The 15,495-nt window shown below is 45.0% G+C and carries 14 protein-coding genes; 1 reads left to right on the plus strand and 13 read right to left on the minus strand.

Annotation, left to right across the window (positions count from 1 at the left end; all coding sequences use genetic code 11):
• Window positions 1-43: 43 nt before the first annotated feature.
• From BH714_RS12765 to BH714_RS12800, 10 genes are all read right to left on the minus strand, one after another.
• Window positions 44-1,882, minus strand: a complete 1,839-nt coding sequence (locus tag BH714_RS12765) for a UvrD-helicase domain-containing protein (protein WP_040018132.1) — start codon at window positions 1,880-1,882, stop codon at window positions 44-46.
• Window position 1,883: 1 nt separating this feature from the next.
• Window positions 1,884-3,989: an ATP-dependent nuclease gene (locus BH714_RS12770; protein WP_040018133.1), complete on the minus strand. Its 2,106-nt coding sequence runs from the start codon at window positions 3,987-3,989 to the stop codon at window positions 1,884-1,886.
• 198 nt (window positions 3,990-4,187) lie between these two features.
• Window positions 4,188-4,751 (minus strand): HigA family addiction module antitoxin, encoded by a 564-nt coding sequence (locus BH714_RS12775; protein ID WP_236918377.1) that lies wholly within the window; start codon window positions 4,749-4,751, stop codon window positions 4,188-4,190.
• Window positions 4,705-6,096: a P-type conjugative transfer protein TrbL gene (gene trbL, locus BH714_RS12780; protein WP_040019061.1), complete on the minus strand. Its 1,392-nt coding sequence runs from the start codon at window positions 6,094-6,096 to the stop codon at window positions 4,705-4,707. Before trbL ends, BH714_RS12775 begins: the two co-directional genes overlap by 47 nt.
• A 2-nt stretch (window positions 6,097-6,098) precedes the next feature.
• The gene (locus BH714_RS24205) at window positions 6,099-6,272 is read right to left on the minus strand and encodes a hypothetical protein (protein WP_000654339.1); all 174 of its coding nucleotides are present in this window, start codon (window positions 6,270-6,272) and stop codon (window positions 6,099-6,101) included.
• A gap of 11 nt (window positions 6,273-6,283) precedes the next feature.
• Window positions 6,284-7,078: a P-type conjugative transfer protein TrbJ gene (trbJ, locus tag BH714_RS12785; protein WP_040018136.1), complete on the minus strand. Its 795-nt coding sequence runs from the start codon at window positions 7,076-7,078 to the stop codon at window positions 6,284-6,286.
• An 81-nt stretch (window positions 7,079-7,159) separates the two neighbouring features.
• Window positions 7,160-7,513 carry a conjugal transfer transcriptional regulator TraJ gene (gene traJ, locus BH714_RS12790; protein ID WP_040018137.1) on the minus strand — a complete coding sequence of 118 codons (354 nt, stop codon included), beginning with the start codon at window positions 7,511-7,513 and terminating at the stop codon, window positions 7,160-7,162.
• Window positions 7,514-8,197: 684 nt separating this feature from the next.
• The gene (locus BH714_RS23660; protein ID WP_072040322.1) at window positions 8,198-8,959 is read right to left on the minus strand and encodes an ABC transporter ATPase; all 762 of its coding nucleotides are present in this window, start codon (window positions 8,957-8,959) and stop codon (window positions 8,198-8,200) included.
• Between the two features lie 47 nt (window positions 8,960-9,006).
• Entirely contained in the window at window positions 9,007-9,789 is a 783-nt protein-coding gene (locus BH714_RS12795) for a helicase RepA family protein (protein ID WP_428829412.1), read from the minus strand.
• Window positions 9,790-9,809: 20 nt separating this feature from the next.
• Window positions 9,810-10,040 (minus strand): helix-turn-helix transcriptional regulator, encoded by a 231-nt coding sequence (locus BH714_RS12800; RefSeq protein WP_023308174.1) that lies wholly within the window; start codon window positions 10,038-10,040, stop codon window positions 9,810-9,812.
• Window positions 10,041-10,117: 77 nt separating this feature from the next.
• On the opposite strand from BH714_RS12800, the gene BH714_RS12805 reads away from it, so the two are divergent.
• Window positions 10,118-11,089 (plus strand): hypothetical protein, encoded by a 972-nt coding sequence (locus BH714_RS12805; protein WP_040018140.1) that lies wholly within the window; start codon window positions 10,118-10,120, stop codon window positions 11,087-11,089.
• 578 nt (window positions 11,090-11,667) lie between these two features.
• On the opposite strand, the gene BH714_RS12810 is transcribed toward BH714_RS12805, so the two are convergent.
• The 3 genes from BH714_RS12810 to guaA all read right to left on the minus strand — a co-directional run bounded on the left by BH714_RS12810 (window position 11,668) and on the right by guaA (window position 15,495).
• Window positions 11,668-12,297 (minus strand): hypothetical protein, encoded by a 630-nt coding sequence (locus BH714_RS12810; RefSeq protein ID WP_040018141.1) that lies wholly within the window; start codon window positions 12,295-12,297, stop codon window positions 11,668-11,670.
• A 123-nt stretch (window positions 12,298-12,420) separates the two neighbouring features.
• A complete protein-coding gene (locus BH714_RS12815; protein ID WP_040018142.1) occupies window positions 12,421-13,611 on the minus strand; it encodes a tyrosine-type recombinase/integrase in 1,191 nt (396 codons plus the stop codon).
• Between the two features lie 306 nt (window positions 13,612-13,917).
• The gene (guaA, locus tag BH714_RS12820; RefSeq protein ID WP_014171154.1) at window positions 13,918-15,495 is read right to left on the minus strand and encodes a glutamine-hydrolyzing GMP synthase; all 1,578 of its coding nucleotides are present in this window, start codon (window positions 15,493-15,495) and stop codon (window positions 13,918-13,920) included.

Below are 15,495 nucleotides of genomic sequence, written 5' to 3' on the forward strand. Positions count from 1 at the left end.
TCCTTAGAGCCTATTTAGTAATATCAAAAGGCAATAACAATCCTCAGGCCATAATTCGTATTTGATCAGGCGACAATAGTTTACTTCCAATTAGCTCAGCTTGAGCGCCCTCTGGATTAGCTGTGAAAAGTACTATACGTAGATCCTCCTCAGCACGGGAAAACGAGACATACACGAGCTTCTGAGTTACAGAGCGTTGCCGATCAGAGGGCTCCCCAGCGGTGAGAGGAGTTAGGGTTTTACTAAAGCTGTATTGGTTCCATGCTGCTTCGACATCATCATAAACGACCAATACCTTTGGATATTCCTCGCCCTTCACTCCATGTTGAGTGCTATAGGCGGTATTGTTGTTAAGATATTCGAAATAGCGGGAGACTCCCCCTGTGGCCATTTTAAAAAATGAGTCTGCGAGCCAGTCTCCTTTGTCGAAACTGTGAAGCTCCTCATTGAAAGGCTCAGTACGTGGAGGTCGATCAAGATGCTCACTCAACCTTTCTGAGGGCTGGATTATCTGCATCTCGACGCAAAAGTGAAGGAGCGTTCCAATCGTCTCGGTATCCCACAAAGCATGCAACTGCTCAACCAAAGACCTCGAAGTATCAATCATCACTTTCAGTGACTTTTCCGCATTTAATCCATCGCTCGCGAAAGCAGGACTATCTCTACGAAGTAGATTAATAATTTTTCGATCGTCACCTTGGCTTTGAGCTGTTATGAGAGGGCAAATCGTCGAAAGAAATGGTTTAAGAAGGAAATGCGTCCCTTCCTCAAAAGCATCTTGAGCCCGTGATGAGGCATAGTCTCCAGTGAAGAGGCGATTGAGATCAGCGAAGCCAAGCCGTCGCGCGATCATTTGACGTGCCAGGAAGAGCTTCATGACATCGTCGCGACCTGCCCAACCCCAGTTTTCGACAGCAGCATCCATACGAGCTAGCGCCCGCTCAATCTGTTCTTCTGAATAGCGCCTGCGTGGTTCTGTTGGCTCTTCTGCTTTAATTAGCAAAAATTCAACACTACCTTCACATTCAGCATTTTCGCCAGCAGCATACTGCTCAACATCTCCACGATAAGCATTGAGAAGTCGGATAACGCTTTTAGAACAGCGAAAGTTTTCAGCTTTCTTGATGACTTTACCTTTGTCTGGTGGCGCAAAATCACCGGCACTTCGGTCATAAATCTGCTGCCAGGGGTCACCAAAATAGCCAATCATAGGAAGTTCATCACCCGCACAGACGAGATTGAGTCCTGAGACGATTCCCTCAAATGTGTCCTGTGCTTCGTCGACGAAGATGTAAGGAAAACGTAGGCCAATGATCCGTCTAAGTGTTTGATTATTTCCAAGCAAGTAGGTTGCAATTTCTATGACATCATCATGCCCAATCTGTCCTTTTTCGTAATCACTGAAGCTAGTGTCAGAATAGTCAAAATGATTGACTGCTTCGAGAAGGGCAAGCTGTTCTGTCAGTCGTTCTATTTTTGCGCGGGCTTTAAGTGCCTTTTTACTGTTACCGCCGTTATCATCTTCCATAGCCTTGTCTATAAGATTTGGAATACGGCTTTCATATAACGCTTGACGAATATTTTCGTGGAAATGGCTAATTAAGCCCCACAGAAATCCATGAAGAGTCGAAACTAGGTACAACTCATCAAACCCCAATCTTTTCTTGATGACCTCAACCGCACGCTTGGTAAAGGTAATACAAGCAATGCGTTGACCATGCTTTCTAAGGATATTCCCTTCATTATCCCGGACCCTGCCAAGAGCATCTACCAGTGAACTAGTCTTGCCCGCGCCTGCGCCGGCTATCATCGCAAAACTACGATGGCCATCGATGCATGCACGGACTTGAATATCCGCTTCGCTTTCTATCCATGTCCTCATGCTATTCTCCCGCCGCGATAGAGGCTTTTGTATCCACCACAACTGGTAGCGGGGGTAATAGGCGCGACTCAAGCCATTTCAACCCTTCGGCAATATATCCAGGGACAATCCATTGCTCAGCGCAAGCCAAGATGTCCATAGCAAAATCAGTTTTTTTGAAATTATCCGACCGAACCATATCGTAAACATCTTGGTAAGCGTCGCTGAGAGACGCTCGGACAGTAATGCCAATAGATAAAGCACCAGATCGAAGGAGCCCAAAATTCTCATATACAATTGCTTCTTCCAACGTGCGCGGACGTAACATCTCGCTGGCATCATTTTCCTCGACCAAAACATCTGTCTGAAAAGCGATGCAACGATCCTTATCGTTGTGTTGCTTCTGCGCGCAAGTCAATGCGATCAGTTGGTCAATTGTTGTCAGCCCACAAAGTTTCTTTAGGGACGCGTTGGACGTTTTTGCTCCAGCAACATCCGCTCGACAGGCTTTGGGATAACCGGTAGGTGAAACTGAATCAATGTCTGTGATAACAAGATAGGGAATATGAAGGAAGCTAAGCAAACCCTCGAAACGGTGAGCATACGCTCCCCCTACCTCCAAAACTGTGAGATACACAGTCCGTAATCGCTCTGCAGCACGCTCAATCATGGTCGGCATTAACAACTTCTCAACAGCGCCTTCAACAAGGATGCCAGCATCGGCGAAAAATAGGTCACAGTGTGTTAGACGTAAATAACGTTTAAGGAAGGCTAGCGATTCTGATGGTGGGATAACCTTACCATCAATTGTCTCCACATTCGGCTGGAAAGCGCGGAGGCTTCGAACCATTGACGCATTGCGAATGCTAGCAGCTTCTGTTTCACCCTCACAATGGCAGCGCTGGAAATAGCGAACTTTCTCAAAATCCACAGCCTCCATGATATGCGAGGAATGCGTGGTTATAACAAGTTGCGGTACGAGATTCGGTTCTCCAGCCACCTCAGCGGATTGATTAATTACCTGCCAAATGTTGGATATAAAAGTTTGTTGTACCTGAGCATGGAGATGAACTTCAGGTTCTTCAATGAAAATCATCAGGCACAGAGGTCTGTTCTCGGTGGTCATTACCCATTGAGAATGGAAGTGACGCGCCTGAATGGCCATATAAATTAGATTTTTGAATCCAAGCCCGTTATAGAGCTCAGGTAGTTCATGCTTCCGGCTAGGGTCAATATAAAGCAATTCGGTATTCCCCCGAAGAGCAGTCTCGGGGCTAAGCGATGATATAATCTGCAATTCGCGATCATTAATTGACGGCACACCAAGGCGCTTGATGAGATTGATCAGTGGGGCAAATTGCTTTGCATAGTGATCAGTCAGCTGTTTGTTATTCGCATCGATTACGCTGTGAGCATCAGCGGCATGGTCAACCTGCTCAAGGTTCTTTTGGTAGAAGGTAGCAAATGCCGAAGAGAGCCTATTACTGCGACTGCTGTTGTCATCGTTAATGTTGCGCTGCGCGTCCACGAACTCAACACGTATGAGCTGCTTAAGAAGACGCTTGCCTTCGTCAGGATCAAGATAACTCGACAAGATCTCAGACGGTGCTCCCTCCTGAATCTTCTCGTCTAGTGAGTAGTAACAAACCGTAAAATGTCGGCCAAGATTTCCGTCGATAGATAGATATTGCGAAAGCGACTTAGAGCTCGTTCCATCTTCCTTGGGAGGATAGGCAGCGTTGTAATTCTCGTATAACTTCCTTACTTCAGAGACCTCATACGACAGCCTAATCCCTACATTCGTGAAATCCGAAAGATTTGGCAATAATGTGAAAACTCTACCAAAACCGATGCTTTCGGGATCGATAGCGAACCAAAGGTCAAGACTAATTTTGGGAAGGAGCGTCTCATCTCCGGTCAATCCAAATGTGTCTAAATCTGCTATCCGGGCGACAGAAAAGTCGTAGATCTTGAAATCTCGTCCCCCCAGAAAGCAACGAAAAACCGCAGTGGCAGAAGTTTTGCCACTGTTGTTGGGACCAACAAAAATGGACTCCTTCTCTTCAATGTCAATCTGCACATTTTCCAATCGACGGAAGTTCCGAATCGCTACACGACTTACTTTCATTTAATCCCTCCTTGACACTTCAAGATAGCAATCCGAAAACTGATGCTACTCGCTTCGTTTATTTTGAGGACATTTTTTACATTTTTTTCAGCCCTTGCTGAGAAGTTTGTTCCAGAAATGACTTTGAACAAATATTCTTACTTTTATGCCCCTTGAGGAGCGGTATGCATAATGCAACATGAGGTGAACGCAGATTAATTACTTACGTCGTTGTTCCCTATGATCTTGCAACATCTGCAGATTGCTCCAAAAATCCTCATCAGTACCAAATATGACAGCAAGAACGCGAGCCTCATCATCCGTAAGACGACGCAAACCGCAGATAATATCGTCAATATACTGCTTGCAGATACCCATAGCTTCCGCCAGTTCATCATGAGACATGTTCAGCGGTTTTAAAAATTCCTCTACCAGCATCTCTCCCACTGTCACAGGCCCGTCAGTATCTGCTTTTGTGTAGTATGCAAGAATCTCTGAACGCCCCTGCTCATACGTCAGTTCACCTGAAATAATACGTGCCTTAATGGACTCGTACAGTGGCGTACCACTGGGGTCCATTCCTTCAAGTCTCAGGGAAGCCTCTGCTTTACGAAAGCCCTCATTGCGTAACCGTGAATCGGAAGTCCTGGACATAGTTTTTCCTTTGAGTTGCAGAAGTAAAGTTCGCTCAGTGGAAGCGTCAGCTCGCGCTCCCCCGTAAACTGATGCGCTTGATTCAATAATTATTATTGCCGGATAAGCTATCTCCGGCAAAATCATCATGGTCGAGGTTATCCCGACGAGTAGCTGTTTGTTTACGTATCTGAGTCGCCAGCTCCCCTCCAATTGTCCGTTGGACACGAGAAGAATCGCTACTTCGCTTCATTGTCTGGTATTCAGCAGCTCCGTTAGCCATACTGCTTCCCATATGGCTTGCCATGCGGCCAGCTCGTGAGAATGAAGCAAACCCCTGACTTCCTCCTCTGGCGCTACCTGAACTGCTCCCAGCAGACGAACCACCGGAACCGCCTGAGGGTTGGCCGCCAGAAGTATCTACGGAACCGGTATCTTCCCCGCCGCCAAATCCGCCACCGGAACCACCTCCACCGCCTGAACCAGATTCTTCGGCCATGGCAGCTTGCGCAGACTCGAACGCTGCCTTTAATGCAGAGGCTCCGCCGCTGACTTGAGCTGATGCCCCCATTGCCATTGCTCCAGCACCGCTGATGGCAGTAGCGGCTGCGCCGGTAATCATACCCGCCCCAAATCCACCAATCCCTTGTAAAGAAGCCCCTCCTACAACACCTGATAACAACAGTGGTAGCTTATTCGTTAATACTAACAGGATAATTGACGCCAGAAGCAAAACGATAAGACTATTAAGATCAGGAACATCATCTTTAATAAGAGAAAAATATTGATCTATAAATGATTGTCCAACCCCAATAATTAATGTCATCGTGAATAATTGAATGCCAATCGATAAAACAGTTCGTAAGTAATTAATTGCTATATCAGAGGTCCATTTCGAACCACCAAACCCGAGTAATATAACTCCGGCATAACATAACACCCATGCAGAAACCAACATGATTAGCATATTTATCGCTATAAGGGACATCACTACCAAAACGATTATCGCGACTGTTATCATAATGGTGGATATCATTGGCGACCAAATTGATGCGGCTGAACTGACCTTTGTTAATATCGCAAACGCCATATCAACTATGCTTGATGGAGAAATACCAGTACTTATTCCTAAAGCGTTTGCTGCAAGTTGTCTCATTGAATTAATTATGGATTGCGATATGGATGGGCCGTTGATTAAAAGATAATAAAAAAAACCAATGACGGCAAAAAAGCGAACTATTTCAGCAAGTACCCCTGTCAACCCTTCCCCTTGCATCGCCATCATACCAAATGTCCAAACCATACTTATTAATACCAGCCCCCAGAAGAGCCAATTTGCATAGTCAGCAATTACTGTTGTCCATGTACTGGCTACTTGTTGAAACTTGTCTAATAAAGTATCAAGTAGCCCGCTACTATCTAATTGACCAGCATAGGCATTTATAGAAAAGAAAAGGATGATACCTAAAAAGGTGAGCTTACTTACTATTTTCATGATTACCATTCTCGTTTAGGGCTTGGTTTATTATTACTCCGTAGAGCACATTTATCGTATTTATGTTCATCAAATTTATTATCTGGCGTCGATAAACAATCTTTATCATTTTTATCGCAAGAACATATAGCCAATAAACTGATCAGAATAAATACAATCAAAAGATTATCTTTCATTCTGCATTTCCTCACCAAATTCGCTTCGGGCTTGGTGTATTCTCTCCGGCTAACGCTTTTTCATCAGCGGCTATCTGTTGTGATTCTTTATCTGCCTGAGCCTGTGCCAGTGTTGCTGCAGCGCTTTGCTGGGCTACCAGAAGTGAGCGGATTTGCAGTAACTGATTTGTCTGTGCACTGGCAAGCTGGTTTGCCGCCTGAATAGCTTCCATTTGCCCTTGTGCGCCGCTTGCCTGAGTTTGTAATTCGGCAAGATTATCAGCATCGCTCTGCAGGGTGTTCTGCTGTTCGTCAATTACCTTAAATACTGCGTCATTGGCCTTTTTACGCGCCCCTGAGCTGTTCTGTTCAGCTTCACGCAGTGCACTAATTTCAGACGCGGTACATTCAACATTGCTGTTAAAGCAAGGTGATGTCCTGTAGTAGTTAACATCCTGATATCGTTTCAGGTACGCATCGAGACTCCCGGCCTGATTCTTGTAGTAATTAAGGGTATCCTGCACCTGCAACAATTTATTAATTGTTGAATTTGCCTGGTCCCAGATATAGGCCGCAGGAGCTACGGTGTTCTGCAGCATGTTTTCATACTGCTGCAGCTGCGTCTGGTACTGCTGGATTTGTTTAGCCACAGCCTGAACGTTGTTAACTGCGCTGATTGTGGTCTGTACCACATTAGTGCCATCAATAACGGGAATTCCGGCCTTCACCGGTAATGCCATGACGGACGCCACGAAAGGAACTATTAAAGATTTTTTAGCGGCTAAAATCCCTCTTTGTGATGAAACCAATCGGAACATTGAATTCATTTTCTCACCTCTTATTCAACAGATTAGTAATCTTTAACACTCTGTCTGTTAACAGACGCAGGTATATAGGAAACCACACATTTATTTATCCAAGATTTTATCCATAATGTTCCTTAGTTCTTGCCGAGTTGATTCTATTTTCGCAAGCAAGGTTCTTATCAGTGCGGGTGAAAAATCAACTGTTCGAGGATCATTTGCGAGCCATAATTTAAGTAATCCTCCAAGTCTTCCAAGATCAGCGTTTACTCGGCTAAGTTCATTAACCTGTTTTATATCTACGATAGAATCAACCTGATAACCCATTGCAACTCTACGAACAAAACAGGCAACACTTAATCCAGATGCTTCTGCATTTTCTTGGATGAGAATTTTTTCTTCGGGTAAACAATAAACTTTTATTGGCGTACTATTTTTTCTAGTCTGAGTAACTTTCATATAGCTCTCCATACAGGCGGTAGCCTGGCAGCCTCGCAGAGCAGGACGCCCTTGAGCCGCGATGCGGCGAATAGGGAGTGGTAAAGTTGGAACACCGTAGCGGTGGGCCTACTTTACATGTCCTGCCCTACAATTTCCGTTGTATATCTGTGCACGACAATGTGTATTTCAGTGTACAGGGTGTGTTTTCTTAGCGTATTAATGTAGGATTACTCGAGTAAAGATCTGCAGCAAATGTGTTTTTTGCAAGGAAAATATATTTCTCCATTTTGAAAATGACCTTTAGTAGTTATATATGGACGTCCACCAACTGTTTTTATGTTTCGATATAATGTAAGAAGTTTTTATTTTCTCATGAATTTTTAATTACCTTGTCTGAGCATGTGCATTGCAGATTTTAGCGGCTAAAATCTGCCTCCCTATGCCTAAAGCTAGGGGCGTACCTCATATGTCATAAAATCTACCTCAAGTGTCAATATACCAAGGGTGTAAGTAATCTCTTCTTCTGGCGTACAACCATCGGCCTTTGGCCGATTCTAGATTTGAAAGCGCCTGCTCAGGCAGGTGATTTCAAAGCCTGAATATACTGATTGATCCTGAATAACCTGCACACCAGTTAAAAAATCAGGCCTCTGTAGCACACTAGCGGGCCGTTACAGCACATCGCCGGGCCGTAACGACACACTACCGGGCCGTTGTAGCTCGTTTTATCCTAGAATTTTGTATCTCAATACCAATTGTTAGAAATTTTTTGCTATCTTCTTTTAATCTCCTCCGATAGTTACGCAATGTCATATTATTAGTACCTTCCCCACTTACAGCTAAAATTAATGTATCAATATGCCAGCCGCCTTTAGGATCGTGTTTATGTGTTAATATATGGCGTGCAACTGCTTGGCTAATACCATGCTGGAAACGAGCAATGGGTCCTGGATCATGATGAAAATGCAAATCTCGCTTCAACAACATTACTAATGCAACACCTAAGCGCACTCTCCATAGGTTACGTTCACCTCCAGTTAGAGGATTACGCCTGGTCATTGGTGAGGGTACGACATGGTCAATTAAACCACCTAGAATGCAATAACCGTTTTTTTCTAAATCTGGTGTTACTATTTCAACAGTTGCCACTCGTAGATCAACGAGTAGTTTTTTAATTCGATCATAACTGTATTGTGCATCGGATAGAGTTCGGCGTACTTTCGCTGGATCTACTAATAACTCGATTCCTCCATCAGAAATTTCTCGACGTTTCTCGGCCACATAAAGCATTGTTTCCACAATATCCGCATGACGTTGTCCTAGTCTTCCGGTAACTCGACAACGACCAAAACTAGTCTCCATCCACTGCCCCTTCAGCGCCAAGGGACGTTGACTTGGTTGGTACAGAATGACTCTAGCCTGCAGAGCTGTACTAGTAGGTGTAACTTTATTACCAGTTATCATTTTCTGCACCACTCCATGAAGACATACATTCTTTTGCTATTTGTTTTTTATTCTTCGATTTGAGTTGCGTTATCCTTAATACTCCCCCCCTCATGTCTCTGTAACCAACGATCTGGCGCACGTTCTCCATAATTTGCTTTATTTATTCCAAATTTAACAAATTGACCTCGAACATCATCAGAAATACCATACGTCTTCGCTTCTAAGGCGGTCATGGCCGCCAGATAAGATTGCCACCGTATATTATCAACCAGGACGCTACTACCCCTGCTTGCTTGCTGTATATCACCAACCCCCATCGTGGCAGCACCTTTGTTTGAATGGTGTAGTAATATAATCGAACATCCAGTATCAGCAGCAATACCTTCTAGTTTTCCAATGACTTTGGACATTGCTGCGCTATTATTCTCATCCTCCTGGTGGAAACGGCGAAGAGTATCCAAAATTATTAAACGTCTACCTTTTGAAATTTCATTGATCAAGTTGCTCCAATCCGGCAAGAAAATATTTGGACATTTCCCTACCAAAGGTTCGACCAGTAGCTTATCAGCTACAATCTGCTGCTGACGTGCTGTTAGATATTTTCCCAAAGCATATAAACGATGGTGAACGATGGTTTCAGAGTCCTCCACAGGTAAATATGCCACCAACCCAGTCGGATATTCACCAAAGTTTATAAGATCTACACCACAAGTAATCTGCACAGCCAATTGTAATGCCAGCATTGACTTTCCAACGCCTCCCGGAGAAACAATCGCTCCGATAGTACCAATAGCCAAATTAGGCAAAACGTAATCAATTGGTTGCGGCTTAGCTTCAAATGCTTCCATTATGTTCAATGACATTGCTGTTACCTACCTAAAACAACACCGGGTCTGGCCGCTTTAAACATTGCTGATTTACGATCCGCAATCCACTGTTCTACTTCGGATAACTGCCATGCAACATTTCGGCTAGTAAGTGCTATACGGCGAGGAAACTCGCCTCGCTGTTCAAGGTTATAAATAGTGCGGGCTGACAATGGGATCATTTCCAGAAGTGTTTTTCTGTTAATGAGCGTGCTATGTGCCTTTGTTTGCATCTGCCTTCCTCCTGTTTCCAATCAGGCCTATACAATGCCAAGCGTTACCACTTGCTAAAACCTATTCATTGGCTAAAATGGTTGACATGAAAATTACTATCTGGGAAGGCTGTGACCTCACAGTTGCAGCTGCAATTAAATTATTTGTAGAGCGTAGTTCTCCGTACTCCATATTTTCACGGAGGTATCCAATACTGCGTCTCATACAGGAAGTTATTGATCCAGCAGTAGCTGCTTATGTAAATTCCCTGCCACCAAGTCATAAAGACTACATTTCTGGAGTAAATCTAGGATTTAGTGATGAACTTAAAAAAGTGGGCTTAAACGTCGTAGTACAGGCACAAAGACTTCTTTTGCGTAATTTCGTTCTGACTTTAGATCAACAAACTTCTCTTGATAAATGCTTTACCGCTACGATTGAGTCTCTTATTGAATTAGTCAGTGAGTGCGCATCCAAGCGGCCGAAGAAGTCCTCTCCTGCAAAAGGAGTAACTATAAATTCACAGCGTAAGCTCGGTTATTGCGAGTTCTGCGGTAATCTAACCGAATTTTCCAAGTTGATCAGTGAGATATCAGAATTTGTTGCTAACGATAATGAGTTCCCCGTTCATGAAAAACAGGTCCTTAGTCATCGATATTGTTCTGACCATAGGCCCAAACTCACCAATGGTCTATGGAATCCCAAATACAGACAAGGAAAGCGGTCTCTCGAACAGTTCAATAAGGAATTAATAAGGCTTAGACGGCAATGCGCTAAACCGCATAAAGCTAACGCAAACACAGGGGATATATTGATTGATACATATTTTCATGAGTGGATGCAGGGTCAAACTTTAACCCCAGCAGATCTAGATAAACTTAGGAATATCGCCAGACGAATGGTTGACTCCAAATTCACTGATACTAAGAAAAAAATAATCATATTAAAACACCAAGGTTTTAACCAGTTTGAAACCGCACAGGTTTTAGAAAAAAATCACTACACAACTATGACAAAGCAGGCTGTGTCCAAGGCCTTAGCGTCTGTGAGGAAAGAATTTTATATTTAAAATAGTATATCCACGAGCTATTATGGTGGCAGTTTAAGTCTTAATATCATCCACTTTATTGAATTATAACCAGCCACTTACGAGGGTTTTTCGCGATTACCCTGCTTCAAATTGATGATTTTGAAAATACAGTATTATAGTTTATTCTTTGTAGCGCAACTGTAAGCGTTATGCAAAACGGATCACAGTGATACTACCTCACCAGTAAATCACTGAAGCCGATCTGTAATGACATAGAACGAATTGGTTTTATGGTTATGCAATGGCTCATCCCCTTACTTGTCCCTGACCATAAAAAGCATTCGCTTTCCTTGAAAGCAAGTCTAAGCCAAGGGGCGTTTACAGTTGTCTTATCTTGGCTCATTAGGTACTGGCTTAATTATTAGAATCATGTCGGTGGCATTTAGGTCCAAATATGCCAAAAATTTTAGCAGCTGAAATTCGTCTTCTCATGTAGGGTCAAGAAGCTTATGACTTAACCTATTGATTATGTGAATTACCTTGTGAGTATTACTCGTAGGATGGAATCTTCCAAAACTCTGACAATTCACTCTGAATGCATGGTAACAAAGAACAGTTTAGACCATGGTCTGTTCAGCGTTAAATTTCTCAAGATAGACTTCCATTTCGCGAGTCCACCTATGGGTAGGTACCGAGGTGATCATTAGCCAAGGAAACCACCATACAAGCATGAAGAGTAACATAAGCGGTGCGATCATTTCGGCCGAAGAATGAGAAACTATATACAAAATGAATAATATTAGTAGAACTGTGTTTACAATCTGACCTACCAGAAAAAGACGCCAGCGAAAACAATGCCATTTCCTGTTGAACACAATCCGTCCATCCCGTTCTTCGAGCCAGTTACGCCACGGCTTGAGATAACCAGCCCGCAACCCATAACGATCACACATTATTACAGCCAAATCCTGCAGCCGATAATTATACAATCCTGTGAGCCGATAAAGGCTGCGCTGACGAAGCTCACGCTTTGCCAGACGGACCGCATTTTTATTCAAATATGGCTGTGTCAGCATTTGCTCTAGCCGGCGCTTCCTAAGATTGAGTAGTCCACGAAATACACTTCCAGATTCAGCATTAATTACTCTGTGACGAACTACACCGAGTGCAATATAGATACACAGCAATAGCCAGCCGGTCTTAGGGTATTGATTCATCCATTGTATAATTACAGACAACTCAGGCACTTTTATTTTTCCTTTTTATGCAATCCAGATAAAACCAGTAAAGATTCAGTAAATTTTAGCGGCTAAAATTGCTCTCCTAGCGTAGATAAAAGAAGCATATCCACTTAATTTACTGATTATTAACTACTTACTAGTCCATTCATCAATCATATTCGCCCAATCTTGTAGCATCTCAGCCCTCTGCTCACGATATTCTGCCTTGTTATAAACAGCTCGTACCCCTTTTTGTTCATGGGCAAGGCTCTTCTCAATCCAGTCAGTATTGTACCCGGCCTCATGTAGCAAGGTGCTGGCTGTACGCCGTAAGTCATGGGGACCAAACTTAGGCAACAACTCCCCTTCTTTCTGAGCCAGGCGATACGTCAGTGTCAAAACCCGGTTTAAAGTAGCGCTACTCATTGGCGCATCGGAATCGTACCGCGAAGGAAGGATAAAATCAGAGCTACTGGCAAAGGTTTTGAGAGCAATCATAATATCCATTGCCTGTCTGGAAAGAAAAACCAAATGTGGATTACGTCGTTTCATCCTTTCCTTTGGTATCGTCCATAATGCCTCACTAAAATTGATCTCGTTCCAGGTTGCGTTAGTAAGCTCACTTTTACGTACCATCGTTAACAGCAAAAGTTTAACCGCTGCTCTGATTGATGGCGTCGTTCCTACCCGTTCCATGTACCGATACATCAGACCAATTTCAATTGGCGTCAATGCCCTGTCTCGAGGCTCAAATTTCGCTATGCTTGCAGGCCGTACCAGATCAGCTGGATTCTCCACCTTCTGACCGCGCTCAATAGCCCAGCGATAGACTTGCAATACAATCTCTCTGGCGTGTACAGCTGTCGCCGGTGCCCCTCTCTCGACAATGTTATCGGTTAATGCGCGTAAGTCTTCATGTGTAATCTCACTAAGTTTCTGCTGGGCAAATTTTGACTTCAACTCCCTTTGATATACCGAACGCCGCATATCACGCGTCGATTCAGCCATTTGATAACCGCGTAACCATTTCTCAGTCCACGCACCAAAAGTCTCCGCATCTTTAATACGCGCTTTATCTCTGGCTTTTTCCCTCGCAGGCGATATTCCACTGGCAACCATTTTTTTGGCTTCATTGAGCCGTTCACGCGCTTCTGCAAGCGTGATCCCTCCAACACCATAGCGGCCAAAAGTAACGGTCTCCTGTCTTCCGTTTATCGAATAGTTATAACGAAATGAAATAGTTCCAGCCGGAGTGACCGCAACATACAGACCATCACGGTCATTAACTTTATAGAGTTTCTCCTTCGGCTTAAGGTGACGCAGCCTGGTGTCAGTCAACATGGTTTATTGTTTTCCTTTATCAAAAATACCATGTTGTAAAAAATTCAGAAAAGTTGTTTAACTCTCTGTTTTTAATTGAGTTATAAAAAACAAATACCATAACTCAACCGAAATTTATCACATGGTACTTTTTCAAACCTGAATTCGAAACCAGAGAGTACCATCAAAAATTCCATTGAAAAAACCGTGCTTCCCGTTGCTAACAGCTGCCAGAAAGTGCCAGACACAAAAACAAAAAAGCCCGCAGTTACGCGGGCTTAGAGGTAGTTTACTGCTTTTACGTGCAGGCTGTTGCCAGACGTGAAATCATTCCCACTCAATCGTAGCCGGTGGCTTACCGCTGATGTCATACACCACACGGGAGATACCGTTCACTTCGTTGATAATGCGGTTAGAGACGCGGCCCAGGAAGTCGTACGGCAGGTGCGCCCAGTGCGCGGTCATGAAGTCGATGGTTTCTACCGCACGCAGGGAAACAACCCAGTCGTACTTACGGCCATCGCCCATCACGCCGACAGAGCGCACCGGCAGGAACACGGTGAACGCCTGGCTCACTTTATTGTACAGGTCAGCTTTGTGCAGCTCTTCAATGAAGATAGCGTCCGCACGACGCAGCAGGTCGCAGTACTCTTTCTTCACTTCGCCCAGCACACGCACGCCCAGACCTGGACCCGGGAACGGGTGACGGTAGAGCATGTCGTATGGCAGACCCAGTTCCAGGCCGATCTTACGTACTTCATCTTTGAACAGCTCACGCAGCGGTTCAACCAGGCCCATCTTCATCTCTTTCGGCAGGCCGCCCACGTTGTGGTGAGATTTGATAACGTGTGCTTTACCGGTTGCGGAAGCCGCAGATTCAATCACGTCAGGGTAGATGGTGCCCTGCGCCAGCCATTTAACGTCTTCCAGCTTCAGCGCTTCTTCATCGAACACTTCAACGAAGACGCGACCGATGATTTTACGTTTCGCTTCCGGATCGTTCTCGCCGGCCAGCGCGTCGAGGAAGCGCTTCTCGCCTTCCACGTGAATGATGTTCAGACCGAAGTGGTCGCCGAACATATCCATAACCTGCTGCGCTTCGTTCAGACGCAGCAGACCGTTGTCCACGAATACACAGGTCAGGTTTTTGCCGATTGCGCGGTGCAGCAGCATCGCGGTGACAGAGGAGTCAACACCGCCGGACAGGCCAAGGATCACTTTGTCATTGCCAACCTGCTGGCGGATACGCTCAACGGCGTCGTCGATGATTTTTGCTGGCGTCCACAGTGCTTCACACTGGCAGATATCACGCACGAAGCGTTCCAGCATGCGCATACCCTGACGGGTGTGGGTCACTTCCGGGTGGAACTGCACACCGTAGAAGCGTTTTTCTTCGTTCGCCATAATCGCAAACGGGCAGTTATCGGTGCTGGCAACGGTCACAAAGTCAGACGGGATGGCGGTAACTTTGTCGCCGTGGCTCATCCACACGTCCAGCAGCGGTTTGCCGTCTGCGGTCAGGGAGTCTTCGATACCGCGAACCAGCGCGCTGTCGGTGACGACTTCAACCTGCGCGTAGCCAAACTCACGCTCGTTAGACCCTTCTACGTGGCCGCCCAGCTGCATGGCCATGGTCTGCATACCGTAGCAAACGCCGAATACCGGCACGCCCGCTTCAAACACGTACTGCGGTGCGCGTGGGCTGTTCTCTTCGGTGGTGCTTTCCGGGCCGCCGGACAGGATGATGCCGCTTGGATTGAATTCGCGAATCTGTGCTTCCGTGACATCCCATGCCCACAGTTCACAGTAAACGCCCAGTTCACGTACGCGACGCGCCACCAGTTGAGTGTACTGAGAACCAAAGTCCAGGATGAGAATGCGATGTTTATGAATGTTTTCCGTCAT

The organism is Enterobacter ludwigii (assembly GCF_001750725.1).
In the GTDB taxonomy this organism is placed as follows: Bacteria; Pseudomonadota; Gammaproteobacteria; order Enterobacterales; family Enterobacteriaceae; genus Enterobacter; species Enterobacter ludwigii.

Excerpts from the sequence above, each read along its gene's own strand:
- BH714_RS12765 (WP_040018132.1), bottom strand. The coding sequence starts at position 1,882 with ATGAGGACATGGATAGAAAGCGAAGCGGATATTCAAGTCCGTGCATGC.
- BH714_RS12770 (WP_040018133.1), bottom strand. The coding sequence starts at position 3,989 with ATGAAAGTAAGTCGTGTAGCGATTCGGAACTTCCGTCGATTGGAAAAT.
- BH714_RS12775 (WP_236918377.1), bottom strand. The coding sequence starts at position 4,751 with ATGATGATTTTGCCGGAGATAGCTTATCCGGCAATAATAATTATTGAA.
- trbL (WP_040019061.1), bottom strand. The coding sequence starts at position 6,096 with ATGAAAATAGTAAGTAAGCTCACCTTTTTAGGTATCATCCTTTTCTTT.
- BH714_RS24205 (WP_000654339.1), bottom strand. The coding sequence starts at position 6,272 with ATGAAAGATAATCTTTTGATTGTATTTATTCTGATCAGTTTATTGGCT.
- trbJ (WP_040018136.1), bottom strand. The coding sequence starts at position 7,078 with ATGAATTCAATGTTCCGATTGGTTTCATCACAAAGAGGGATTTTAGCC.
- traJ (WP_040018137.1), bottom strand. The coding sequence starts at position 7,513 with ATGAAAGTTACTCAGACTAGAAAAAATAGTACGCCAATAAAAGTTTAT.
- BH714_RS23660 (WP_072040322.1), bottom strand. The coding sequence starts at position 8,959 with ATGATAACTGGTAATAAAGTTACACCTACTAGTACAGCTCTGCAGGCT.
- BH714_RS12795 (WP_428829412.1), bottom strand. The coding sequence starts at position 9,789 with ATGGAAGCATTTGAAGCTAAGCCGCAACCAATTGATTACGTTTTGCCT.
- BH714_RS12800 (WP_023308174.1), bottom strand. The coding sequence starts at position 10,040 with ATGCAAACAAAGGCACATAGCACGCTCATTAACAGAAAAACACTTCTG.
- BH714_RS12805 (WP_040018140.1), top strand. The coding sequence starts at position 10,118 with ATGGTTGACATGAAAATTACTATCTGGGAAGGCTGTGACCTCACAGTT.
- BH714_RS12815 (WP_040018142.1), bottom strand. The coding sequence starts at position 13,611 with ATGTTGACTGACACCAGGCTGCGTCACCTTAAGCCGAAGGAGAAACTC.
- guaA (WP_014171154.1), bottom strand. The coding sequence starts at position 15,495 with ATGACGGAAAACATTCATAAACATCGCATTCTCATCCTGGACTTTGGT.